The 24620-nt window shown below is 69.3% G+C and carries 17 protein-coding genes and 2 pseudogenes; 12 read left to right on the top strand and 7 right to left on the bottom strand.

Going from position 1 to position 24620, the window contains the following annotated elements; all coding sequences use genetic code 11:
* Nucleotides 1–194: 194 nt before the first annotated feature.
* Nucleotides 195–2363, top strand: a pseudogene (gene cphA, locus V5B40_RS16650) (cyanophycin synthetase); the annotation flags it as partial.
* A 159-nt stretch (nt 2364–2522) separates the two neighbouring features.
* Nucleotides 2523–5105 carry a cyanophycin synthetase gene (gene cphA / locus V5B40_RS16645; protein ID WP_332355535.1) on the top strand — a complete coding sequence of 861 codons (2583 nt, stop codon included), beginning with the start codon at nt 2523–2525 and terminating at the stop codon, nt 5103–5105.
* A 36-nt stretch (nt 5106–5141) separates the two neighbouring features.
* Here the strand turns inward: cphA (V5B40_RS16645) and V5B40_RS16640 are convergent, their stop codons facing one another.
* The gene (locus tag V5B40_RS16640) at nt 5142–7106 is read right to left on the bottom strand and encodes a flagellar assembly protein A (protein ID WP_332355534.1); all 1965 of its coding nucleotides are present in this window, start codon (nt 7104–7106) and stop codon (nt 5142–5144) included.
* Between the two features lie 187 nt (nt 7107–7293).
* Here V5B40_RS16640 and V5B40_RS16635 point away from each other — a divergent pair, with 187 nt between their 5' ends.
* The 3 genes from V5B40_RS16635 to V5B40_RS16625 all read left to right on the top strand — a co-directional run bounded on the left by V5B40_RS16635 (nt 7294) and on the right by V5B40_RS16625 (nt 10206).
* Nucleotides 7294–7860, top strand: coding sequence for a hypothetical protein (locus tag V5B40_RS16635; RefSeq protein WP_332355533.1), 567 nt, complete (start codon nt 7294–7296; stop codon nt 7858–7860).
* Nucleotides 7861–8242: 382 nt separating this feature from the next.
* Nucleotides 8243–9280 carry a pseudouridine synthase gene (locus tag V5B40_RS16630; RefSeq protein WP_332355532.1) on the top strand — a complete coding sequence of 346 codons (1038 nt, stop codon included), beginning with the start codon at nt 8243–8245 and terminating at the stop codon, nt 9278–9280.
* Between the two features lie 53 nt (nt 9281–9333).
* Entirely contained in the window at nt 9334–10206 is an 873-nt protein-coding gene (locus V5B40_RS16625; RefSeq protein WP_332355531.1) for an HDOD domain-containing protein, read from the top strand.
* A 22-nt stretch (nt 10207–10228) separates the two neighbouring features.
* On the opposite strand, the gene V5B40_RS16620 is transcribed toward V5B40_RS16625, so the two are convergent.
* Together V5B40_RS16620 and V5B40_RS16615 are read right to left on the bottom strand one after the other, a co-directional pair.
* Nucleotides 10229–10735: a low molecular weight protein-tyrosine-phosphatase gene (locus V5B40_RS16620; protein WP_332355530.1), complete on the bottom strand. Its 507-nt coding sequence runs from the start codon at nt 10733–10735 to the stop codon at nt 10229–10231.
* A gap of 83 nt (nt 10736–10818) precedes the next feature.
* Nucleotides 10819–11061, bottom strand: a pseudogene (locus V5B40_RS16615) (peptide deformylase); the annotation flags it as partial.
* Nucleotides 11062–11254: 193 nt separating this feature from the next.
* Between V5B40_RS16615 and V5B40_RS16610 the strand changes: the two are divergent.
* On the top strand, nt 11255–11398 hold the full coding sequence (locus V5B40_RS16610) for a hypothetical protein (protein ID WP_332355529.1): 144 nt from the start codon (nt 11255–11257) through the stop codon (nt 11396–11398).
* A 283-nt stretch (nt 11399–11681) separates the two neighbouring features.
* The gene (locus V5B40_RS16605) at nt 11682–13700 is read left to right on the top strand and encodes a pre-peptidase C-terminal domain-containing protein (protein WP_332355527.1); all 2019 of its coding nucleotides are present in this window, start codon (nt 11682–11684) and stop codon (nt 13698–13700) included.
* Between the two features lie 302 nt (nt 13701–14002).
* On the opposite strand, the gene V5B40_RS16600 is transcribed toward V5B40_RS16605, so the two are convergent.
* Nucleotides 14003–15418 carry a sigma 54-interacting transcriptional regulator gene (locus V5B40_RS16600; RefSeq protein WP_332355526.1) on the bottom strand — a complete coding sequence of 472 codons (1416 nt, stop codon included), beginning with the start codon at nt 15416–15418 and terminating at the stop codon, nt 14003–14005.
* A gap of 298 nt (nt 15419–15716) precedes the next feature.
* Here V5B40_RS16600 and V5B40_RS16595 point away from each other — a divergent pair, with 298 nt between their 5' ends.
* The 4 genes from V5B40_RS16595 (at nt 15717) to V5B40_RS16580 (ending at nt 18927) form a co-directional block, all read left to right on the top strand.
* On the top strand, nt 15717–16739 hold the full coding sequence (locus V5B40_RS16595; protein WP_332355525.1) for an OmpA family protein: 1023 nt from the start codon (nt 15717–15719) through the stop codon (nt 16737–16739).
* 283 nt (nt 16740–17022) lie between these two features.
* Nucleotides 17023–17652: a glutathione S-transferase family protein gene (locus tag V5B40_RS16590; protein WP_332355524.1), complete on the top strand. Its 630-nt coding sequence runs from the start codon at nt 17023–17025 to the stop codon at nt 17650–17652.
* Nucleotides 17653–17689: 37 nt separating this feature from the next.
* The gene (locus tag V5B40_RS16585) at nt 17690–18142 is read left to right on the top strand and encodes a GNAT family N-acetyltransferase (protein WP_332355523.1); all 453 of its coding nucleotides are present in this window, start codon (nt 17690–17692) and stop codon (nt 18140–18142) included.
* 50 nt (nt 18143–18192) lie between these two features.
* Nucleotides 18193–18927 carry a hypothetical protein gene (locus tag V5B40_RS16580; protein WP_332355522.1) on the top strand — a complete coding sequence of 245 codons (735 nt, stop codon included), beginning with the start codon at nt 18193–18195 and terminating at the stop codon, nt 18925–18927.
* 21 nt (nt 18928–18948) lie between these two features.
* Here V5B40_RS16580 and V5B40_RS16575 read toward each other — a convergent pair whose 3' ends face one another.
* Both V5B40_RS16575 and V5B40_RS16570 read right to left on the bottom strand, forming a co-directional pair.
* Nucleotides 18949–20796, bottom strand: a complete 1848-nt coding sequence (locus tag V5B40_RS16575; RefSeq protein WP_332355521.1) for a cation:proton antiporter domain-containing protein — start codon at nt 20794–20796, stop codon at nt 18949–18951.
* A gap of 81 nt (nt 20797–20877) precedes the next feature.
* A complete protein-coding gene (locus V5B40_RS16570) occupies nt 20878–21204 on the bottom strand; it encodes a hypothetical protein (RefSeq protein WP_332355520.1) in 327 nt (108 codons plus the stop codon).
* A gap of 185 nt (nt 21205–21389) precedes the next feature.
* Between V5B40_RS16570 and V5B40_RS16565 the strand changes: the two genes are divergently transcribed.
* On the top strand, nt 21390–23144 hold the full coding sequence (locus V5B40_RS16565) for an N-acyl-D-amino-acid deacylase family protein (protein ID WP_332355519.1): 1755 nt from the start codon (nt 21390–21392) through the stop codon (nt 23142–23144).
* On the opposite strand, the gene V5B40_RS16560 is transcribed toward V5B40_RS16565, so the two are convergent.
* The coding region (locus V5B40_RS16560) for a hypothetical protein (RefSeq protein ID WP_332355518.1) at nt 23131–24620 on the bottom strand (1490 nt) is incomplete at its 5' end. The genes V5B40_RS16565 and V5B40_RS16560 overlap by 14 nt on opposite strands.

Genomic DNA, 24620 nt, shown 5'->3' with positions numbered 1-24620 from the left:
GGTCCTGCGGTCAGCCAAATGGCCGCTGCCGCGTCATTGCCACGACAAACACGCTCGGACCTCGCCGCAAACATCCTGCAATCCCTATCCCTGTAACCCCTCCTCCCCCGGCCCTTCTCCCGCAGGGGGAGAAGGGCGATTCGTGAGTCGCGTACACGACTTTCACAGTAAGCCGCCGTGCCTGGAATGACTACATGAAGAGCAAAGACATCAAGTTTATCGAGATCCGCCACCTGCGTGGTCCGAACATCTGGACCTACCGCCCGGTCATCGAAGCGGTCGTCGATATCGGCGAACTCGAAGACTTCCCGTCGAACACCATCCCGGGCTTCTACGAACGCCTCACCGCCTTTCTGCCATCACTGATCGAACACCGCTGCAGCTACGGTGAACGCGGTGGCTTCCTGCGCCGCCTCCAGGAAGGCACCTGGCCGGCGCACATCCTCGAACATGTCACTCTCGAACTACAGAACCTTGCCGGCATGCCCGGCGGTTTCGGCCGCGCCCGAGAAACCTCGAACCGTGGCGTGTACAAGGTCGTTGTTCGCGCCTGGCACGATGAGGTGACCCGCGCCAGCCTGTTTTCGGGCCGCGAGCTGCTCCTCGCCGCCATTCGGGACACGCCTTTCGATATCGCCGCAACGATCGCCCAGCTGACCGACATGGCCGAACGCAAACTGCTCGGGCCGAGCACCGCTTGCATCGTCGATGCCGCAACAGACAAGGACCGGCGCATCCCGGCGATTCGCCTGCTGGCCTCCGGCAATCTCGTGCAGCTTGGCTACGGTTCGCGCAGCCGACGCATCTGGACCGCCGAAACCGACCGCACCAGCGCCATCGCCGAGGGGATCTCGCGTGACAAGGATCTGACCAAGAGCCTGCTTGCCTCGTGTGGCGTGCCGGTCCCCGAAGGGTACCTGGTCGACAGCGCCGAAAAGGCCTGCGAAGCCGCCGAGGACATTGGCTATCCGGTGGTCGTCAAGCCCTCGGACGGCAACCACGCACGCGGCGTATTCACCAATCTGATGACCCCTGCAGAAGTCGAGTCGGCCTATGCCATCGCCGTCGACGAAGGCAGCGGCGTCATTGTCGAACGCTACGTGAGCGGCTCGGAGCACCGCCTGCTGGTCATCGGCGGCAAGCTGGTCGCCGCCGCCCGTGGCGAAACCGCCAAGATCGTCGGTGATGGCGAGTCGACCATCGACCAACTGATTGATGCCCAGATCAACTCCGATCCCCGCCGTGGACTGGAAGAGGAATATCCGCTCGACATCCTCTCGCTGGGCGACAATCCGGTGGCCCGGCTGGAAGTGACGCGCCAGGGCTTCAGCGGCGATTCGATCCCGCCAGCCGGTCGCGAAGTCCTGATCGTGCGCAGCGGCAACCACACCGACGACATTACCGACCGCGTGCACCCCGACACCGCCGCCATGGCGTCGCTGGCCGCGCGCATCGTCGGACTCGACATTGCCGGCGTGGATCTGGTTTGCGAAGACATTTCCCAGGCACTTGACGAACAGCGCGGCGCGATCGTCGAGGTCAATGCCGGCCCCGGACTGCTGATGCACCTGAAACCGGAAAGCGGCGAACCGCGGCCGGTGGGCCGCGCCATCGTCGACCAATTATTCCCCAACGGTGACGACGGCCGCATCCCGGTGATCGGCGTCAGCGGCAGCTTTGGCAAGACCACCGTCGCCAGCCTCGTCGCGCGCTTTCTGGCCCTCTCCGGCAAGCACACCGGGCTGGCCTGCAGCGACGGCCTGTTCCTCGACCGGCGCTGCATCGCCAAGGGCGACAACGCCAACTGGGGAGCGGCCAAGCGCATCCTGACCAACCGCGCCGTCGACGCGGCAGTGCTGGAAAACGGCAGCGACACCATTCTTGGCGAAGGCCTGGCCTACGACCGCTGCCTGATCGGCGTGCTCACCAACGTCGATGCCGCCAGGCATTGTGGCCGCTACTACATCGAAACGCCGGAGCAGGTGTTCACCATCCTGCGTACGCAGGTCGACCTGGTACTGCCCGGCGGCACCGCGGTGCTCAATGCCGGCCATCCAATGCTCGTCGAAATGGCGCCCTTGTGCGACGGCGAAGTCATCTTCTTTGCCACTGACCCCGCGCAAGCGGCCCTGCTCGAACACCGGACGCAGGGCAAGCGCACAGTATTCGTTCGCGACGGGCAGGTGGTACTCGCCTGCGGCGACGACGACGAGAAAGCAATCGTCAGCCTGGACGCCATTCCGCTGACCGATGCTGGCCGCGTCGATTTTGAAGTCGAGAACGTTCTCGCCGCCACCGCTGCAGCGTGGGCGCTCGGCATCGGACCGGAATTGATCCGTACCGGGCTGGAGACCTTCACCGTCGCCTGAGACGATGATTCGCCGGCCCACGATCAGGAGTAGTGAGTTGTGAGCTACAGACCGGCCGCGCAATCGCCTTATCGCCGCGCGGCGAATCCGGAAACACAGCAGCCATGCGGGCGCCCCTAGTCGTCCGCGGAGAAGCAGAAAGGGAAACTGTTCATGGAAGTATCGCGTATCCGCGCCCTGCGCGGCCCCAACCTCTGGAGCCGGCACACGGCCATCGAGGCGATCGTCTGTTGCGTTGAAGGTGAGCGCAGTATCGACGCCCTGCCCGGCTTCGAGGATCGTCTGCGCGCGCGCTTCCCGGAACTGGCCATGCTGCATCCGGCCGGTCATGATGAAGCGGTATCGATGGCCCAGGCGCTGGAATTCGCCGCCCTCGGCCTGCAGGCGCAGGCCGGTTGCCCGGTCACTTTCAGCCGCACGGCCAAGACACTGGAAACAGGGACCTACCAGGTAGTCGTCGAATACAGCGAAGAAGTCGTTGGCCGCCTGGCTTTCGAACTTGCCCAGGAGCTCTGCCGGGCAGCGGTCGACGAGACGCCTTTCGACCTCGACGAGGCGCTCAAGCGTTTGCGCGAACTCGACGAGGAGGTACGCCTTGGCCCGAGCACAGGAGCCATCGTCTATGCGGCGATGGCCCGCAACATTCCTTATCGCCGGCTAACCGAAGGCAGCATGGTGCAGTTCGGCTGGGGTAGTCGCCAGCGACGCATCCAGGCCGCCGAAACCGATCGCACCAGCGCTGTCGCCGAAGCCATTGCGCAAGACAAGGAACTGACCAAGATCCTGCTGCACGGGGCCGGCGTTCCGGTCCCCGCCGGACGACCGGTGCTGAGCGCCGAGGACGCCTGGGCAGCGGCCTGCGAGATCGACGGCCCGGTGGTCGTCAAGCCGCAGGACGGTAACCAGGGCAAGGGAGTCGCCGTCAATCTGCTCAGCCGCGAGCAGATCGAAGCCGCCTACGCAATCGCTTTTCAGGTCAGCGATGAAGTCCTCGTCGAGCGCTACATCCCGGGCCACGACTACCGCCTGCTGGTGGTCGGCGATAAATTGATCGCCGCGGCCCGACGCGATCCGCCACTCGTCGTCGGCGACGGCGTGCACGACATCCGGGAACTGGTCGAGCGGGTCAACAGAGATCCGCGCCGCGGCGAAGGTCACGCCACCTCGCTAACCCGGATTCGCCTCGACGAAGTGGCCCTGGCACGCCTGGCGAGCGGCGGCCTGACCCCGCAATCGATACCACACAGAGGCTCGCGCGTAATCCTGCGCAACAACGCCAACCTGTCGACCGGCGGCACGGCCACCGACGTCACCGACGACGTCCATCCCGAGTTCGCCGCGCAGGCCGTCGCTGCGGCGCGCACCATCGGCCTCGATATTGCCGGTGTTGACGTCGTCTGTGACAGCGTCTTGCGCCCGCTCGAGGAGCAAGGTGGCGGTATCGTCGAGCTGAACGCCGCACCAGGCCTGCGCATGCATCTGCAACCGTCGTTCGGCAAGGGACGGCCAGTTGGCGAAGCGATCATCGGCCACATCTTCGCCGACGGCGAAGATGCGCGTATCCCGCTGGTGGCGGTTGCCGGAACCAACGGCAAGACGACCACCGTCCGCCTGATCGCCCACATTTTCGCCGCACAGGGCCTGCGCGTCGGCATGACCACCACCGACGGCGTCTATGTCGAAGATCGGCGCATCGACAGCGGCGACTGCAGTGGTCCGAAAAGCGCCAGAAATGTTCTCTTCCACCCCCGTGTCGACGCGGCCGTCCTGGAAACGGCACGCGGCGGCGTGCTGCGCGAGGGCCTCGGCTTCGACCGCTGCGATGTTGCGGTGGTCACCAACATCGGGCTTGGCGACCACCTCGGACTTTCCTATATCAGCACCGTTGAGGACTTGTCGGTGGTCAAGCGGGTCATCGTCCAGAACGTCAAACCCGAGACCGGCGTCGCCGTGCTCAACGCCGCCGATCCGATGGTCGCCCGCATGGCCGACTCCTGTCCTGGCATGGTCACCTTCTTCGCCAGCGACCGCAACCATCCCTTGATGGCCCTGCATCGCGCGCAAAGAAAGCGCGTCGTCTATCGCGACAAGGAGGCGATAGTCGCGTCGGAAGGAAAAATCGCGCAACGCATTGCCCTGGCCGACATTCCGGTCACCCAAAACGGAGCCATCGGTTTCCAGGTCGAAAACGCCATGGCTGCCATCGCCGCTGCCTGGGCTCTGGACGTGCCCTGGGCGACGTTGCGCAGCGCTCTCGCAAGCTTCATCAACGACGCCCAGACGGCGCCCGGACGCTTCAACGTCTTCAACTATCGTGGCGCCACGCTGGTCGCCGACTACGGCCATAACCCGGACGCCATCCAGGCCCTGGTTGCTGCCATCGACAATCTGCCGGCGCCGCCCGACAGTCGCCGCTCGGTCGTCATCAGTGGTGCGGGCGACCGACGAGATGAAGACATCCGCGGCCAGACCGAGATTCTCGGCGGCGCCTTCGATCGCGTCGTGCTCTATCAGGATCAATGCCAGCGCGGCCGCGCCGATGGTGAAGTACTGGCCCTGCTGCAGCAGGGGCTGATCAATGCCACGCGCACGTCCAAGGTCCAGGAAGTTCATGGCGAGTTTCTGGCGATTGATACCGCGCTGGCCGAATTGCAGCCAGGCGACCTGTGCCTGATCCTGATCGATCAGATCGAAGAGGCGCTCGAACACATCAGCAAACGGCTTGCCGAGGGCTGAAATGGCCTGCTCTCGCGGCGCTGCCGCGGAGCAGCGTCAGAGCGGCTCTGGAGGAGGCTTCTGGTAGGTCCAGGAGAAGCGGCCAGACGAGCCGGAGAACAATTGCTTGGTCGCCGCATCCGTCGCCCGCAGTCGGATCTTGAGTTCCTTGCGCGGCAGCGCGTGCAGCGGCGTATCGGCCGGCTTGGCCTGCAGCGCACTGATCCGCGTCTCGCCTTCGACGCGCTCGACCGTGCACGCCAGTTCGCCGCAGGCCTGCTCTGCAGCGGCCAGAGCTTCGTCGATTTCCAAGCCCACGCGCGTCGACTGGGCGACCAACTCATTGACCGCTTCAGCCAACAAAGAACAGGTCTTCAAGACCGGGGTGACGACTGCCGAGAGGCGACGCCAGCCAGCCTCCTGCTCGGGAGTCAGGGTCACTTCGCCGCGCCGAAACTTGCTGGCCAGGCGCAGATAGCTGGTGACATCCTTGCCGCCACGCACGGCGTCCAGCTTTGCGCGATGAGCGGCGATTTCTTTTTCCAGCACGGCGCGCTTCTCCTGCAAGGCGACAATACCGGCCTCCTCGTTCGACGCGTCGGGCAGCAGTAACAGGAACACGTTGCCGATTTCCTTGCGCATGCGCGCGCTCTGCACCTGAATATTCCTGGCTGCCGCAGCGCAAGCTTCTGCGAGTTCAAGGGACAGCGCATCGGCAACGATGTCGCACAGCGTCGCTCGTTCGATGACCACCTGCCGCGCGATGATCGTGCAGTTGTCCGCTCGCTTGAGCGTCACGCAGCCATGCGGCGCAATCAGGGTCGCTCCGGAAGCAACTCCTTCGACGACGATGTCGCCGTCGTCATTGCTGGCGCTGCCGCCGACCAGGTTCTGTTTCAAACGGACCGTACCGCCGGTGGACACGATGTTGCCAAAGACATCGGCGAAAGCGATGATGCTGCGACAGGTAACGACCCGCTTCTCCTGGATTTCACCGTGTTGTTCGTACTCCTCACCGGTCAACATCAGGTCACCGGTGGTGCGTGTGCTGACGCCCTCGTGACTGACGATCTTGTCAGTCACCGAAAATTGGTGGCTGCGGGTATCGATTGTGAGGAAGCCGCAGACCGACGCCACCAGGAATTCGCCGTCTGCTTCCCGGCTGAGCAGCGTACCGGCACCGGCCATGCGCTCCAGGTCGAAATCCTTGGGCAGGGGTGCGGGCAGCACTTCGCCGGTGACGTCCCGCCCGTCGACACCGAGTGTGCGCGGTGACTTCTTCACCAGGCGCAAGCCGGCAGCGACTTGCGGATAACGCGTCTCGAACTGGCGCAGATCGACCCGGTCGCCAAGCAGGCGACGCGGTGCATTGTTGCGATGCAGGCCCGGCGCCTGCTCGCTCACTTCGGCATTCTTGCCGGCCACAAAGGGCCGGCTGCGGGCCACCACGCGCCGCTCTGGCTTGTCGAGCTGGAAGCCCTCCTCTAGCGCCGCGATATCGAGTCCGAAGCGCACCCCTCGCGTCCAGGCGCTGGCAATGAACTCGTCCACATCCAGCCAGGCACGGCTCTCCAGCAGCCCGCCAGCGAGCTGCTGCCGCGGGCTGCTGGCACTGTCTTCCGCTGCCTGTTCGTCGCTCGCCGCATCGAGGTAGATCGCTTCGAAGAGATAAATCGCCTCGCCGTGCTGAATCCGAAGTTCCTTGTACAAAGACTGGCGCTGCGGCCGAAAGGTGGCGATATCCAGCGCCAGGAACACCTCGGCGGGGCCCGCCTGCTCACGACTCGCAGGATCGTCGTAGAGGAGAGACTGAAACTGCGCGTAATCGAGCGCCCGGAAATAAAGTCCCAAGGCAAAGGTGCGCTCGACAAAGTCGGCAAAATCGGCCGGCGAATCGAGTCGCGACAAGTTCACATACAGGCCGTCCGCGCGCTTGACGATGTAGCGCGACAAGGCGATCTGTCCGTCCTCGAGGTCGGCAAGGTTGCCGATGGCGCTTTTCGGTTCTTCAGGCAAGGTCATGGTCCATTCAGCTCGATGTGGTTTGCTGGTGGGGCACCTTTCAGCCTACCAGAAAGCGACGCTCGCGGGTCAGTGGACGCGACCATGGATGAGCTCTCATGTCAGCGCGCAACGGACAACTGCGTTACATTTACTATCGTCCACCCTTTGTTCCCGGTGTGGCGAAAACCCCTTGACGAGTTCAGCCATGCCTCAGCCACGCTTCTTTGCACCCTTGTTGGTCCTCACCCTCGCCGCCTGTGCCAGCTATCCGCCGGAGGGGCCGAGCGTGATGGCCTTGCCCGGATCGGGACAGTCATTCACCAAGTTTCGCGCCGACGATGAATCTTGCCGGATCTACGCCAACCAGGCGATTGGCGGTGCGACGCCGGCAACGACAGCCGTTGATTCCGGTGTCGCCAGCGCCGCGGTGGGGACGCTCGTCGGTGCTGCCGTGGGCGCCGCGATCGATGGTTCGAGCGGTGCCGCGGTCGGCGCCGGCGTCGGCCTGCTCGCTGGCAGCGTCGGCGGCGTCGCCGCCAGCAACGCCTCCGCGTACACCTTGCAGCAACGTTACGACCAGAGCTACATCCAGTGCATGTACGCGCGCGGCCAGAAAGTGCCCCTGGTCGGCGGTTTTGCGGTATCGGAAGGCTACACCACAAGATCTGCTGTCGCGCCTCTTTCGCCACCGCCAGCACCGCCATTCGGCGCACCCCCACCTCCACCGCCATCGCCACCACGGGGCGCCCCCCCCGCGCCGCCGCCGCTCTAGCCGCATCGCTGCACTCGCCGACCGTCGCCCGCCTTCCGACGGCCGGCCGGGAAAGGGCGCACGAGATTGGCGCGGGGTGCTGGCAACTTCTGGCGTACACTACTCGGCCGACCGAACGGAAGACGCTGCCATGCCCCGCCCGACCCTGAAACTCCCGAAAACAAGCGCTAGCGGCAACGCTGCAGAGCCCAACAGATCGCCGGCGCGTAAACCGCTCCGCGGCGGCGCAGCGGCGTCCAAGCGCGCAGGCTCCCGCGCTACCGACAGCAGGCCGCAGCCGACTGCCAAGCCGAGCAGGACGGCGACCGGGGACACCCCTTCCCAAGCGCCACAGCCAACGCCGGCGGAAACGACTTCCCCGATCAGCGACCGTCCGTCAGTAGTGAGCACCGCCCCGCAAGACCGTGAAGACCGTCCGGGACGAGCACTCCGGGAGAAATTCTCCGCCCCCGCCGCTGCCGACCGAGCCCGCAAGTCCAGCAAGAAAATCCATCCTCCGCGCGGGATCGCACGCAGCACCGGCGCGCGCGCCTTCCGGCCAGCGCCAGAGAACACTGACAGCGAGCCCTCCCTGCCGCCGGCCGGTACCTACGGCACAGCATCGCCGAGCGAGGCGCGGCGAGCTCCGCCCCCCTCCGCGCCGGCAGCAGCAGCGACGGCGACAGGCAGCCCGCCACGCGGCCTGGCGAAGGAGTCACCGCGCCTGTCGAAGCTGGTCAGCGAGTTGGCACCGTGCTCGCGACGCGAAGCCGACGAATGGATCGAGAACGGCTGGGTCAGCGTCGATGGCGTGGTCATCAACCGCCTGGGCGCACGCGTAAACCCCAAGGCAAAAATCATGATCAAGGAAGTTGCCCGCGCGCGCAGCACCGAGAGTGTCAGCATCGTCTTCAACAAACCGCGAGATTTTCCCGGCCCGGCCGCCGAAGAAGGCCGCGAAGCCATCGCCGCCTTGATTCGCGCCGACAACCACTGGGCCGAAGACAATACCCCGTTGAGCTTCCAGCCGACCCATCTGCGCGGGCTGGCGCAGGCCGGAAGACTCGAGACCGAAGAGGGCGGGATGCTCGCCTTCACCCAGGAAGGTAGCGTCGCGCGCCGTCTGAGTGGCGGCGATTCACGGCTGGAGAAGGAATATCACGTGCGCGTCGAAGGTGAGTTGGCAGCCGACGGACTGGATCTGCTGCGCCACGGCCTGGCGCTCGACAACGTCAAACTGCCCCGGGCGCAGGTCTCGTGGCTCAGCGATCAACAAATGCGCTTCGTTCTGCCTGACGGCAAAAAAGGGCAGATCCAGCGCATGTGCGAACTGGTCGGGCTGCAGGTTACCGACATCAAGCGCGTGCGTATCGGCAGCGTCTCGCTCGGCAAGCTGCCGCCCGGGCAGTGGCGCTATCTGCGTGCGGACGAGCGCTTCTGAGCGAGGGGCGACCCGCGCTCGTCGGCCCGGTCCTGTTCTCCAAGGCAAGCACCATGCTCGAACCGCAAGCACCACCAGACCTTGCCGCCTGGCTGACCTTGTTCAGCAGCGCCGAGATGCCCGTCCTGCGCCAGACCGCCCGCCGCCTCGACGAGGCGCACCAGCGTATCGACCGGGTCAACGGTCGCGACATCATCGCTATCGTGCTGCAGGATCCCCTGCTCGCCATCCGCGTGCTGGCCTACATCCAGTCCTTCGGCAGCAAGCGCCTGCGCAGCGACGTCACCAACATCGCCACGGCGGTGATGATGCTCGGTGTTGAGCCCTTCTTCCGCAAGTTTGAAAACCCGGCAACCATCGAAACCATGCTCGGCCGCAAGCCGCAGGCGCTACTCGGCGTACTGCAGGTCATTCTGCGCTGCCAGCGCGCTTCGCGCTACGCGCACGACTGGGCCTTCGCCCGGCACGACATGAACGTCGAGGAAGTCGCGCTCGCGGCACTGCTCCACGACCTCACGGAAGTCCTGCTGTGGTGCTTTGCTCCCGAACAGGCAATCGCTATCCGCGCCCGACTGCAAGTCGACAAGAACTTGCACAGCAGCGTCGTGCAGCGCGAGGTTCTCGGATTTCCGCTCAGCGAGCTGCACCTGGCACTTTGCCGCGCCTGGCAACTGCCCGAGTTGCTCACCGCGCTAATGGACAATGACAGTGCGCAACTGGCACGCGTGCAGAACGTCAAGCTGGCAGTCAACCTGGCTCGCCACTCGGTCGACGGGTGGACCGATGCCGCCCTCCCGGGGGACTTTGCCGCCATCGAAAAACTGCTCAACGTCAGCCGCGAAACATTGCTCTCGCGGCTGCAACTACCGCCCGAACTGCTGCCCCAGCTGGTACCCGCCGAGGACAAATCAGGCGTGCGGCGCTAGCCGATTTCCCTGACTCGGCCGCTCACGGGGCAAGTTGCCCGTGCTCACAGGCGGCGAGCAGGCCCCGTGCCGCCAGTTCGCAGAGCTCGAGCACCCGTTCGAATCCCGACTCGGCGCCGTAATAGGGATCAGGAACCTCGGTAAGGCCAAACTCCGGGACGTAGTCGAGAAACATCCCCAGTTTCGCGCGGCTTTCTTCGGGGCACAGGCGCAGCAGATTGGCCATATTCTGCTGGTCCATTGCCAGAATGCGATCGAAACGCTCGAAATCGGCAAGCACGACCGGGCGCGCGCGCATTTTTGAAAGATCGTAGCCACGCTTGGCGCCAACCTTGCGGGCGCGCGGATCCGGCGCTTCGCCGGCATGGTAGTGGCCGTGCGTCCCCGCCGAATCGGTTTCCACGAGCGCACCCAGGCCCTCGCGCTGAGCCAGACCACGGGTTACCGCGGCCGCCAACGGCGAGCGACAGATATTGCCCATGCAGACAAAGAGAATTCGGTAACGGGGTGGCGTGGCAGTCTTGCTCATCACAAGGTCTTCTTTCACAAATCCAGCAACTGGCCAGCCACGATCCAGTACTCGCAGCACGGCGCTGCGATCGCGGCACCCTGCTACTCGGCCGCCGGCGCGGGGCCCTCGGGGAACAGCAGGTCAACGAAACCGAAACGACGGAAGTCCTTGATCCGCATCGGATAAAGGATGCCATCAAGGTGGTCGCATTCGTGCTGCACGACGCGGGCGTGGAAATCGCTTACGCTGCGCGCTATGGGCCGCCCGCCGGGGTCGAAGCCGCTGTAGTGGAGATGTTTCCAGCGCGGCACGCAGCCGCGCAGGCCGGGCACCGAGAGGCAGCCTTACCGCTGCATCCTCCTGGCGCGCCTGGCCGCCGGCGACCGTGCCGGCGCCGCCGCCTACGCTCGCGAGACCGACGACGACCCGCTGGCGGCCTGGCTGCGCCGGGACCTGGCGCGCGGCCAGGCCAACGGCTCGCTGTCGGCGCCCGACCGGGCGGTCGACCTGCTGCTCCTGGGGGAGCGCGAGGCCGCCTTGGCGCTCCTGACCGAGGCCGCGGCGACCCGGGCCGGCTGGCTCTTCCCGTTCCTCGCGGTCGACCCGGTCTTCGACGGCGTCCGGGACGACCCGCGGTTCGCGGCCGTGGTGGCGGCCGTGGCCGCCGGTGGCCACCGCTGACCCCGGCTAGCCCAATTGCCAGGCTGCTCAGCCCGCCGCCGTTCGCGCACCTAACCAGCCGAGATCACGATCATCCCCGGCCGATCCCCAGCGGCACGCCCCGTGCTCTAGGCCCGGGCAACACCCATGAAGACCCAGGTCCTCCGCTTCACTCTCGGTTGTGTGCTCCTCGGTGACCGCCGGCTACGCCGAGCATCGATGACGGCAAGCTCCGACGTCTCCGACGTCAAGGGCGGCGTCGACGGCAAGGCCGAGGCCTGGGGGTCCGAGCGACAGCCCCGCGATGTTCTCGAACTCCCTCGAGTACCGCATCGCCGAGCTGCCGATGACCGGCCAGGCCACCAACATCCCGTGGGCCGGCAACTACTGGCCGGTCTACGAGGACAGCATCAACCACAAGTGGGCGGGCGCCTCCTCGCAGTCGGCGTCGGCCAAGTACGGCACGGCCTTCGGGGTGACCGGCGTCGAGGACGCGGTGTCGCGCTACCACGGCATCGATGCCCAGACCTCGCGCACCGCCTGCACCACCGACAGCCAGTGCAACGCCCAGATCGGCGAGCGCTGCTCGAAGCGCGAGGGCCAGACCAACGGTCGCTGCATCCCGACCTGGTGGGGCATCTGCCACGCCTGGGCCCCGGCCTCGATCCTCCTGCCCGAGCCCAAGCGCGCCGTGACCTACAACGGCGTCGAGTTCAAGGTCCAGGACATCAAGGCGCTCGTCACCCTGGTCCACGACCGCACCGAGACCAAGTTCGTCTCGCTGCGCTGCGACACCGACGCCGAGGGCACGCCGGGCGTCAACTACGACAACTATGGCCGCCCGACCGGCGGCGACGCGAGCTGCCGCGACACCAACGCCGGCACCTACCACGTCCTCATCACCAACTACCTCGGCAAGCAGGGGACGTCCTTCGTCGAGGACCGCACCTTCGACGACGAGGTGTGGAACCAGCCGCTGCGCGGCTACCGCATCACCTCGCAGGTCGAGGTCTCGGCCCAGGAGGCCAACAAGCTGATCGGCGTCCAGCCGACCGGCGGCACCCTGACCGAGAAGTCGGGCTCGGTCGCCAAGGGCCAGTGGGCCCATCAGGCGCCGGTCGCGGTGTCGGCCGGCACCACGCTGTCGGTGCAGATGACCGGCACCGGCGACGGCGACCTCTACGTCCGCTTCGGCTCGCAGCCGACCCAGTCGGCCAAGGACTGCAGCTCGACCGGCAACGAGTCGACCGAGGCCTGCACCGTGACCGTGCCGGCCGGCGCCACCCAGGCCTTCGTCTCGGTCTACGGCTACAGCGAGACCGCCGCCACCTTCAACCTGAAGATCACCGCCGGCGGCCAGGTCCCGACCAGCTACGTCTTCAACGACAAGGCGGCCAAGCTCTACAAGGTCCACACCGACGTCGACTACATCTCGGAGTCGTCGTCGTCGACCGACGGCAACCTCGGCTCGACGATCGATCGCTACACCCACACCGATCGCTACGACTACATCCTCGAGGTCGACGCCGACGGCAAGATCATCGGCGGCGAGTGGCTGGGCGACTCCAAGCGCAACCACCCCGACTTCGTCTGGATGGCCCTGCGCTCGCGCTCGACGACGGTGGCCGGCGGCAAGATCACCTACGCCAACGTCAAGGCCATCTACGACCTGTCGATGCAGGACGGCACCCCGCCGACCACCGGCGGCGTCAAGACCATCACCGAGGCCTTCGCGGTGACCAAGGCGCAGTGGAAGCACTACGGCCCGTACAACGTCGCGGCCGGCGCCACCCTGACCGCGGTCATGACCGGCGACAACGACGCCGACCTGTACGTCCGCAAGGACGCCGCGCCGACCGCCGCCAGCTACGACTGCCGGCCGTACCGCGACGGCAGCGCCGAGGAGTGCGCGATCGTCGGCCCGGCCAAGGTCTACGTCGGCGTGAACGGCTACGCCGCCACCAGCGCGGTCGACCTGACGATCACGTACACCGAGGGCACCGGCACCGTGACGCCGCCGCCGCCGCCGGCCACCGTGACCCACCTGAACGAGACCGGCGCGGTCACTCGCGGCGAGCTCAAGGTGTTCTCGATGGACGTCATCGCCGGCAAGAAGCTGTTCATCCGCACCACCGCCCCGAGCGACGTCGACCTGTACCTGCAGATGGGCGCGGCCCCGACCACCGCGGCCTACGCCGCCCGGGCCTACACCTCGTCGGGCAACGAGACCATCACCTACACGCCGACCTCGAGCGGCAAGCTGTTCATCGCCGTCCACGGCTACGCGGCCTCGAACTTCACGCTGCGCACCGCCGAGCAGTGATCGACTGAGCGCCTGCGACCACGGCCCGCTCCGGCGGGCCGTCTTCGTTTTCGGCCTCGGTCTCGGCCTCCGCCTCGGTCTCGGCCTCCGCCTCGGTCTCCGCCTCGCTCTCGGCCTCGGTCTCGGTCTCGGTCTCGGTCTCGGCCTCGGTCTCGGTCTCGCTCTCGGTCTCGGCCTCCGCCTCGGTCTCCGCCTCGCTCTCGGTCTCGGCCTCCTCCTCGGTCTCCGCCTCGCTCTCGGTCTCGGTCTCCGCCTCGGTCTCGGCCTCGGTCTCGGTCTCGGCCTCGGTCTCGGCCTCGTCTCTATCCTCGAGTCGGCCGCGGGATCTGATAGATGCGCAGCTTGGTCACCATGGTCGTGCGCGAGATGCCGAGCAGCTTGGCGGCCCGGGTCTGGTTGCCGGCGCACGCCGCCAGGGCCGCGATGATCCGCGCCCGCTCGTCGGGATCGTCGTCAGGCGATGCGGCCGGCCGGCCCGCGGAAGCCCCGATCGCGGCCGGCCCGATCGCGGCCACCTCGCCCCTGGCCAGCGGCGCGTCCGCGGTCTGGACCGGCGCGCCAGGCGGCGGCGCGGTCGACGGCGCCGCGGTGCGGCCGAACACCAGGTGGCGGACCTCGATCGGGCCGCCGCGCGCCAGGACCACCGCGCGCTCGATCACCGCCTTCAGCTCCCGGACGTTGCCCGGCCAGCGGTGGCGGCGCAGGGCGTCGATCACCTCGGCCGAGAGCTGCCCCGGGGGCGCGGTCGGCCGCGCGGTCGACTGGGCCGCCGCCAGGAAGCGCAGCGCCAGCGGCGCGATCTGGCCGGCGCGCTCGCGCAGCGGCGGCACCACCAAGGTCACGCCGTCGAGGCGGAAGAACAGATCCTCGCGGAAGCGACGGGCCGCCACCGCCTCGGCCAGGTCGCGGTGAGTCGCGGCGAGGAAGCGGACGTCGACCGCGATCGGGCGCGCCGAACCCAGCCGGGTGATCTCGCGCCGCTCGATCACCCGCAGGAGCTTGGCCTGGGTCGCCGGAGGCAGCTCGCCGACCTCGTCGAGAAACACCGTGCCCTGATCGGCGGCCTCGATCAGGCCCGCGCGCTGACTGACCGCGCCGGTGTACGCGCCGCGCTCGTGGCCGAACAGCTCACTCTCGAGCAGCGACTCGGCGAGCGCCGCGCAGTTGATCGCGATGAGCGGGCCGGACCGCCCCGACAGCTCATGGAGCGTCGCCGCCAGGACCTCCTTGCCGACCCCGGTCTCGCCGGTGATGAGCAGGTTCGACGGCCCGCGCGCGAACTCGCGGACGATCGCCGGCACCCCGGCCGGGGTCGGATCGTCGATGCGCAGCGACTCGCGGCCACTGGCCGAGGCCCGGGCCACGCCGCTCGGTCCCACCATCACCAGCACGAAGGGCCCGATCTCGAAGCCGGTGTGGTGAGCGATCGGCACCGGCTCGCCGCCGCGGCGCACGACGCCATCGACCCGGGTGCCGTTGGTCGAGCCGAGATCCTGGATCATCGGCGTCGGCGCGAGGATCAGGCGGGCGTGGCGGCGCGACAGGCTGCGGTGGTCGATCGTGAAGTCGCAGCCGGGGTCGCGGCCGAGGATCAGCTCCGGCCGATCGAGCGCGCGGGTCAAGACCTGGCCGTCGCCGATCGCCATGATCATGCCGCCGCGCAGCTCGGCGGGGCCCCCGGCCTGCTCCAGCGTGGTGTCCAGCTCGCGGCGGGTCATCACGACGACCCTACCCGATGGCTCGCGGCGCGCGGGCGCCGCGCGAGGCGGTCGAAGCGGTCCGATCGATCCGGACAGATCGCGACGGGGACTCGGCCGTGGCGGGGCATGCCCCGGGCCTCAGCAAGCCGTGGACCCGACGCCGCCGGCGCGCGCCGCGCCCCGACTTGGGGTCGACCGGTCGACCGGTCGAGGTGCGCGGTCGATCTGACCGGCCATCCTGACCGGCCGCGCTGGCCGCGCTGAGCGGTGGTCGGCGCCTGGCGATCGCACCGTAGATCTGGTGTAGTCCGCGGCCATGTCGGCCGTGTCCACCTCCTCCGCCCTCGCCCTCGCCCTCGTCGCCGCGCTCGCCGCCGGGGCCTGCGACCACGTCGAGCGTGACACCTCGAACCCGGCCCAGGCGACCTGGACCGGGGTCGCCGACCAGATGACCAAGCGACTGTCGACCCTGCGGTCGCGTCAGACCATCGTGAGCCAGCGCGCCAGCGCCCTGTCGGTGCCCGAGGGGACCGAGGACGCCAACCTGACCTCGCTGATCGCCGACGTGAACGGTCGGCTCGGCTTGATCGGGACGGCCTGCGACGAGGCCGAGGCCGCCCTCGCCCAGGCCCGGACCGAGGCCGAGGCCGCCCTGGCCCAGGCCCGGCGGGCCGACGCCGAGCGCGCGATCCGCGCCGGCGCCGATCGCTTCGCGGCCGCCGCCAGCAAGGCCGACGCCGCCCTGGCCGAGGTCGAGCCGCGGCTGACCCAGGGCGAGGCCCTGATGCAGCGCCTCCTCGACGGCATCCGCGCCGAGGTCGCGCGGTTGACCCAGCTCGCGAAGCAGGGCGGCAACCTCGACTTTTCGGACATCGACTTCCGGGTCGGCTCGTCGGAGTTCGACTTCACGCGGCCGATCTCGCGGGCGACCTTGAACCGCCTGGTCGGGTTCGGCCAGAGCTGCCCCGAGCTGCGCTTCGCGATCACCGGCCACACCTCGAAGGAGGGGACGGTGGCCGGCAACCGCGCGCTGAGCCTGGCCCGCGCCGAGGCGGTCAAGACCTACCTGGTCGGCGCCGGGGTCGGCGCCGAGAAGATCGTCCGCACCGCCGGCCTGGGCTCGACCCAGCCCCTGGCCGCCGAGCCCGAGCCCGGCACCCCGGCCGAGGCCGCGACCCCGCGCGACCAGCTCGAGGCTGCGCGCCGGACCAACCGCCGGGTCAACATCGACGTGGTCACGCCGTGCCCGGCCGGAACCGCCGAGATCGCGCCGACCCCGCCGACCCCGCCGACCGCGGTGGTCGCCCCGGCCGACCCCCACGCCGGTCACAACCACTAGACCACCGAACGGGCCCGCCTCGGCCTCGGTCTCGGTCTCGGCCTCGGTCTCGGTCTCGGTCTCGGTCTCGGCCTCCGCCTCGGTCTCGGCCTCCGCCTCCGCCTCGGTCTCGGCCTCGGTCTCGGTCTCGGCCTCGGTCTCGGCCCCCGCCTCCGCCTCCGCCTCGGCCTCCGCCTCGGTCTCCGCCTCCGCCTCGGTCTCCGCCTCCCACCGCGCAGAAAAAAGATCACCCGGCTGTCGATCCGGGGCGCCGCCGTTCGACCCAGGGGAAACGGAGGACCTCATGACCGAACTCGTGATCCATGGCCTTACCCCCAGCTCGTACACCCGCACCGCGCGCATGGTCGCGGTCGAGAAGGGCCTCGACCACCGCCTCGCGCCGGTCGACCTCGGCAGCCCCGCGCACCGGGCCATCCACCCCTGGGGCCGCGTGCCCTACCTCACCCACGGCGCGGTCCAGCTCATCGAGACCGCGGCGATCGCCCACTACCTCGACGCGATCGGCCCAGGCCCGAGCCTGGTCCCCGCCGATCCCGTGCGTCGCGCCGAGGACGCGCAGTGGCTGTCGATCATCAACTGCTACGCCTACTCCGATCTGGTGCCGAACTACCTGTTCCACTACCTGTTCCCCAAGACCGCGGACCGCACGCCCGACCGCGCCCTCATCGCGCAAGGCGTGCCGAACCTCGAGCGCGATCTGCGGCTCTTCGAGGCCGGGTTCCGCGGCGCGTGGCTGACCGGCGACACGCTGGCGCTGTCCGATCTGTTCCTGGCGCCGATCCTCGCCTACGTCTCGGCCTTTCCCGAGGCCCAGTCGATCCTCGAGACCACGCCCAACCTGCGCCGCTTCCTGGCCGCGATCGCGACCCGGCCGAGCTTCACGTCCACGGCCCCGTCACGCCCCGCCGCGTGAGGCCGCACGGGCCCGCCGAGCGCGGTAGGGTCGCGCCATGTGGCGCCCCGCCGAGCCTCGCGACGACGACGACCTGATCGCCCTGAGCGTCGCGCTCAACGCCGAAGATCCGGGCCCGGCCCCGGTGCCCGCCGAGCACGTCCGACGGACGCTGGCGACGCTGCGCGCCGCGCCGTCCCGCGGCACCGCGCTGGTCCTCGAGGTCGACGGCCGCCCGGCCGGCTACGCCTTCCTGATCGGCTTTCTGTCCAACGAGCTAGGCGGCGACGTCTGCGTGATCGACGAGCTGTACGTCGCGCCGGCCCATCGCGGTCACGGCCACGCCACCCGCCTGCTCGACGACCTCGCGACCGGCGCCGCGCCCTACGCCGCCGGCGCGGTGGCCCTGGCCCTCGAGACCACGCCGGGCAACGCCGCGGCGCGCCGGCTGTACGAGCGGGTCGGGTTCCGCGCCCGCAACCTGGCGATGCGCCGCCTCCTGCCGCGGTGACCGAGCGCGGGGGATTGACGACGCCGGCGCTTGCGATAAGAGTTCGCGCCATGCGCTGGTCCCCCATCGTCGTCGCTTCGCTGTCGCTCGCCGCCTGTGGCGAGGTCTCGACGTCCACCGACGCCGCGATCGATAGCCCCCTCTCGATCGACGCCGCGATCGACGCCCCGGCGATCGACGCCCCGGCGATCGACGCCGCGATCGACGCCCCGGCGTGCACGCCGCGCCAGCTCCTGGTCGGCGGGCAGCCGGTTCAAGGCCAAGGCTGGATCGTCGTCCAGCAGGGGTCCGCGCAGCTCACCTACGTCGGCGACTACACGCGCCTCGAGACCAACTCTCCGACCGGCGGCGCCCCCGGCCAGCTCCTCCTCACGTTGCCCGGGGCGATCACCGCCGGCCAGCCCTTCTCGCTGGCGTTCGTGGTCCTGGTCGAGTCGGTCACCGCGCACAACACGTTCGACGCCGGGGCCGCCATCCTCGCGTCGTTCAGCGGTAGCTTCGGCTCGCCGGCCGAGCGCGCACAGATGATCTACCTCGACCCCCGCGCGATCGGCTTCGCCGACGACACCGCGTCGTTCCCGGTCAACCTGATCGACAACGCCTACCACACGATCCGCCTCGACCACGACGGCGCCGGGACGCTGCGGGTCTCGGTCGACGGCGCGGTCGCCTTGACCCGCCCGGGGTTTACGACCAACGGCGCGATCGCGATCGGCGATCAGACCAACGACGCCAACGTCGACAGCAAGCTGCGCATCCGCAACATCACCGCGCTGTGCCCGTGACGGCCGGCGCGGTCGCCGCGGTCAGTCGATGATCTCGGCGCCGCTGGCCCGGGCGGCGTCATCGTCGGCGCGCGCGGCCGCGAAGCCGTCCCAGGCGCCGTCGAGGGCAGCGCCGATCGCCGGCACCAGGCCCTGGGCGACCTCCGACGGCGGCCGGAAGACGTGATCGGCCCCGGCGGCGCGCAGCGTCGACGCGTCGGAGGCCCGGGTCGCGCACGCGAACAGCTTGGCCTCGGGCGCCAGCGACCGCACCAGGCGCACCAGCGACAGGTTGGTCACGCCCTTCAACAGCTCGTCGGGCACCGTCGCGACGATCACCTCGGCCGACTCGACCCCGGCGTGGCGCAGGACCTCGGCGTTGCCGATGTCGCCGTAGACCACCTGGACCCCGCGGGCCCGGAGCTGATCGTGGACCGCTGCGTTGATGTCGATCACCAGCGTGCTGGCGACCAGTGACGGGTGGACCCGCTCGAGCTCGGCGACCAACGCCGAGGCGACCCGGTGGAACCCGAGCAAGACCAAGCGCGGCTGGGTCTCGGCCTCCGCCTCGGGCCGGACGCCGCGCGACCGCACCCCCAGCCGGTCGAGGACGCCGCGCAGCCGCAGGTAGAGCCGATCGGAGGCGGCGAAGAAGAACGGCGTGGCCAGCGCGGTCAGGACGAAGGCGAAGATCACCTCGCTGACCTGATCGCCGCCGACGTGGCCGAGCTTGGCCCCGAGGTAGACGATCACCAGGCAGAACTCCGAGACCTGGGCCAGCTTGGCCGAGGTCGCGACCGCGTTGCGACGATCGAGGCCGGTCGCGTACAGGAGCGGCAGGAACACCAGGAAGCGCAGCGCGACCGCGACCGCCGCGACCGCGACCGCCAACAGTACCACCGCGGCGCCGTCGGGGACCGGGATCGACATGCCGAGGCCGACGAAGAACAAGGTGACGAAGAAGTCGCGCAGGTGGATCACCCGCGCCACCACCTCGTAGGCGTAGGGCGAGGTGGCGATGGTCGCGCCGGCGATGAGCGCGCCCATCTCGAGGGACACCGAGATCTCGGCGGCGATGCCGACCGCGTGGGCCAGCCGTCCGAGGTTGGCGCCGAACAGGCCGACGCCGAAGCACCAGGCCAGGGCCAGGCTGACCACCAACTCCGGCGACCGCGCGACCACCGCGAAGCCGTGGCGGAGGACCAGCCGCGCGCCGAGGACGGCGAGCACGGCCACCACCGCGGTGCCGATGAAGGTGAGCGCGATCGGCGCCAGCGACGGATTGGCGAAGCTCGGCTGGACCGCGAGGAAGATGATGGCCCAGATGTCCTGGAAGATCAGGATCCCGATGCTCAAGCGACCGCTGGTGCTGTCGATCAGGCGACGCTCGTGCAGGTACTTGGCGACCAAGAGCGTCGACGAGAACGCCCCGGCGACGCCGAGGTAGAGCGCGCCGTAGCCGCCGCCGATCGCAGCGACGCCGAGCTGGCTGACCAGCAAGAACACGCCGCTGCCGATCGCCAGGGTCAGCGGCACCTGCAGCGCCCCGGTCACGATCAGCGTCCGGCCGCTCGACAGGAGCGCGGTCAGGTTGACCTCGAGGCCGATCACGAACAAGAGCAGGGTCAGGCCGAGGCTGGCGATGGTGTCGACGCTCTCGCGGTCGCTGACCGCCTCGAAGCCGGCCGGACCGAGGGCGACCCCGGCGACCAGGAGCGCGGCGATCGCCGGGATGCGCAGGCGGGCGAAGGCCGCGGCGAGGAGGCCGGCGGCGACCAGGCACAGCCCGAGATCGCGGACCAGGGGGCTGACCCCACCGGCCGCGGCCAAGGTGACGCCGAGATGATCGGACAGCGAGCCCGGCGGCGCCGGGACGAAGAGGACGGACATGAGACCTCCACCGACGGCAGCGTCGGTGACATGGAGCGGCGCACCGGCGATCACGCCGACGCAGACGGGTTGGGACGTGGCTCAGCCCAGGCGCGGCGGCGCGCGCGCCCCGACCACAGCCCGCCCGGACCGGACCGGCCCCGCGGCGACCGCCCCGAGGCTCACGCGCCAGACCGCGGCCACCCGCGACGGCGACGGCGCCGCGACCACCACCGCCACGATCGGCGTCACCCGCGGCCGGACCTCGAGGCCGAGGCCTGGCCGCACCGGCCGCGCCGCCTCGTGGAGGTCGGGGTCCGCGATCTCGACGTCGGTCGCCAGCGCCGCCACCGGCGCCGTCCCGATCGCGGCCAGGCGCATGACAAAGAAGGCCAGCACGACCAGCGCCAGCGCGCTGACCCAGCTCATCGTCCGCCGAATGGCGGTCGCGCGCGCCGCGGCCATCGTCGCGACGGTATCACGCGCCCCCGGGTCCGTCCCCGGGGACCGCCCCGGGCTGATCGCGCGCGAAGTCCGCGGCGCGGCCCCACAGGCGGCCCCGGCGACGGCTGCGCGCTCTGCCGGTAGCGCGAAAACCTGACACACTGGGAGCGATGGCCGCCGCGCTGCCGACGATCGCGATCACCAACGGCCTGGTCTTCGACGGCACCGGCGCGCCGCCGCGCGAGGCCGACGTGCTGATCGAGGGCGAGCGGGTGACGAGGATCGCGCCGCGCGGTGCGCTCGGCGCGGGCGCGGCGGCGCGGACGATCGACGCGACGGGGCAGTGGGTGACGCCGGGCTTCCTCGACACCCACACCCACTACGACGCCGAGGTCGCCCTGGCCCCGGCCCTGACCGAGTCGGTCCGCCACGGCGTGACGACGGTGGTGATCGGCTCGTGCTCGATCTCCTTCGTGACCGCGCCGCCCGAGGACTGCGCCGATCTGTTCACCCGGGTCGAGGCGGTGCCGCGCGAGCTGGTCTTGCCGCTCTTGCGCCAGGTCAAGACCTGGGACGATCCGGCCGGCTACCGCCGGTGGATCGATGGCCACGCGCTCGGCCCCAACGTCGCCAGCTTCCTCGGCCACAGCGACCTGCGGGCCCGGGCCATGGGCCTTTCGGCCTCGGTGTCGGGGCGACCGCCGACCGCCGACGAGCAGGCCACGATGAGCCGGCTCCTCGAGGCCGGCCTCGACGCCGGTTTCCTCGGCCTGTCGGCGATGACCAACCCGTGGGATCGCCTCGACGGCGATCGCGCGTGGTCGCGCTCGTTGCCGAGCTACTACGCGCGCGGTCGCGAGCGGCGCGCGCTCCAGGCCATCCTGCGGCGGCGCGGCGCGATCCACCAGACCGCGCCCAACCTGGTCACCCGCGTCAACATCCTCGGCATCGCCCTGGCGTCGACGGGGCTCTTCCGCAAGCGCCTGCGCACCACCGTGATCGCCATGATGGATCTCAAGGCCGATCGCTACGTGCGGGGCCTGGCGGGCGCGGTGGCGTGGCTGACCAACCGGCTCCTGCGCGGCTCGCTCAAGTGGCAGTCGCCACCGGTGCCCTTCGACGTCTACTACGACGGCATGGACTCGGTCCTCTTCGAGGAGTTCCCGGCCGGCCAGGCGGTCCGCAATCTGGCCTACGACCAGGGCAAGCGCCGCGAGCTCCTGGCCAGCCCGGCCTATCGCGCGACCTTCCGCAAGGAGCTGCGCAAGCGCCTGGCGCCCCGGGTCTGGCACCGCGACCTCGGCGACGCCGAGATCCTGGCCGCGCCGGATCCGACCCTGGTCGGCAAGACCTTCGCGCAGGTCGCGGCCGCGCGCGGCGCCGATCCGATCGACACCTTCCTCGACTTGATGATCGAGCACGATCGCGCGCTGCGCTGGCACACCTGCCTGGCCAACGATCGTCCGGCCACCCTGGCCAAGATCATGCGCCACCCCGACACCCAGATGAGCTTCGCCGACTCCGGGGCGCACCTGCGCAACATGGCCTTCTACAACTTCCCGCTGCGCATGCTGAAGCGCGTGCGCGACGCCGCCGCCGCCGGCGCGCCGATCATGCCGATCGAGCGCGCGATCCATCGCCTGACCGGCGAGCTGGCCGACTGGCACGGCCTCGACGCCGGCCACCTGGCCGAGGGCCGGCGCGCCGACGTCGCGGTGATCGATCCGACCCGCCTCGACGACCGCGTCGAGGGCTTGCGGTTCGCGCCGTTCCCCGGGGTCGACGGCTTCGAGCGCCTGGTCAACGACGGCGACGCGGTCCGCCAGGTGGTGATCGCCGGCCGCCTGGTGATCGACGACGCCCGCCCGCTGCCGGCGCTGGGTCAGACCCGCACCGGCCGGTTCCTCGACGCTACTCGACGATGACCTTGTCCGAGGCCGACCGGCCGAAGGTCTCGGGGTGATACATCTCCTCGGCCTTGGTCGGCGGGACCACGAAGGTGCCGGGCGTGGTCGCGCGCGCCACGTAGGTGTACTCGTGGACGCCCTCCCACAGGAGCGAGGCGAAGGCCTCGACCCGCTCGTCGCGCAGGTTCTGGTGCTCGTACCAGGTGCGCGACAACCACCAGTAGCGATCGGTCTTGGCGGTGTCGGGGTCCTGCGGGATCGGACCGGTGACCGCCAGCGCCGGGTTCATCGGCTCGAGGCCGGCCGGCAGCGGATCGACCAGCGCGACGTGGTAGCGCCGGCTCTCGGCCACCATCGACAGCCGGACCCGGACCTGGGCCCCGGCCTTGATCTTCCACGAGCCGTCCGGGTTGCGGACGACGTCGCCGGGGTCGTCGACCGCCTCGTAGCGGCGGACCACGGTGAAGCCGTAGTCGGCGGCCGCGAGCTGCAGGTTGGCCGGCGCGTAGGTCATGCCGATGCGGTAGTACAGCCGGCCGGCGCCGTCCTTGTGGATGACCAGGTCGGTCGGGCCCTTGCTGGCCTTGGCCGCGACCGTCGCCATCGGGATGTCGATCTGGAAGCGATCGGTCTGCCGGCCCTGGAACGCGCGCTCGCCGGCGTAGCCGTCGCCGAGCCAGACCTTGGCGACGAAGTTGGGCGTGACCTTCTCGTACTCGTGGAAGTAGCGGTCGAGGGCGCCGAGGACGAAGACGTTCTCCTGGGTCGACTCCCACCGCCCGGCCTTGGTGTGGCCGAGGAGGCCAACCACCAGCTTGGGGATCAGATCGTGGTCGCGGGCCTCGGCGATCAGCGACTCGAGGATCACCGCGTCGACCCGGCGATCGCTGTGCAGGATGAGGTAGCCGCCGTCGCTGGTCGAGGTCACGAAGTTGGCGGCGGCCGCGGTCTCGGTGGCCTGGTTGTCGAGGTGGCGTAGCAGGTCCTTGCGCTCGGCCGCGGCGTCGGCCTGCTGGGCCATCACGCCGAGCAGCCAGCCGTTGGCCTCCATCGACAGCTTGGTCACGCCGCCGGCCTCCTTGATGAGGCCCTTGGCGCGCGCGGTGTCGCGATCGCCGGCCAAGAGTCGGGTGTAGAGCGCGTACGAGGTGATCGTGCGGCGGGTGTCCTCGCTGTAGTACCAGGGGTAGCGCTGCTCGATCGTGCGCAGGTAGTCGAGCGCGCGCTCGAGGGGCGCGGCCTCGATCGCGAAGCCCTTGGCCTTGGCCCGCAGCATCGCGTTGGTGATGTGGACCGTGAGGTACGGCCACGACTCGTGGCCGCGCTGCCAGAACGGGAAGCCGCCGTCGCCGTTCTGCAGCGAGTACAGCCGCTCGAGATCCTCGCCGACCCGGGCCTCGAGGGCGGCCGGCGCCGGCAGCCCCGGGGCCTTGAACGCGGCGAGCACGTCGCGCAGATCGGCGATCGCGGCGATCCGCGAGCTGAGCTGCTCCG

This window comes from Candidatus Accumulibacter meliphilus (genome assembly GCF_036625345.1).
Taxonomy (GTDB): Bacteria; Pseudomonadota; Gammaproteobacteria; order Burkholderiales; family Rhodocyclaceae; genus Accumulibacter; species Accumulibacter meliphilus.
This window is presented reverse-complemented; position numbering and strand designations above follow the sequence as displayed.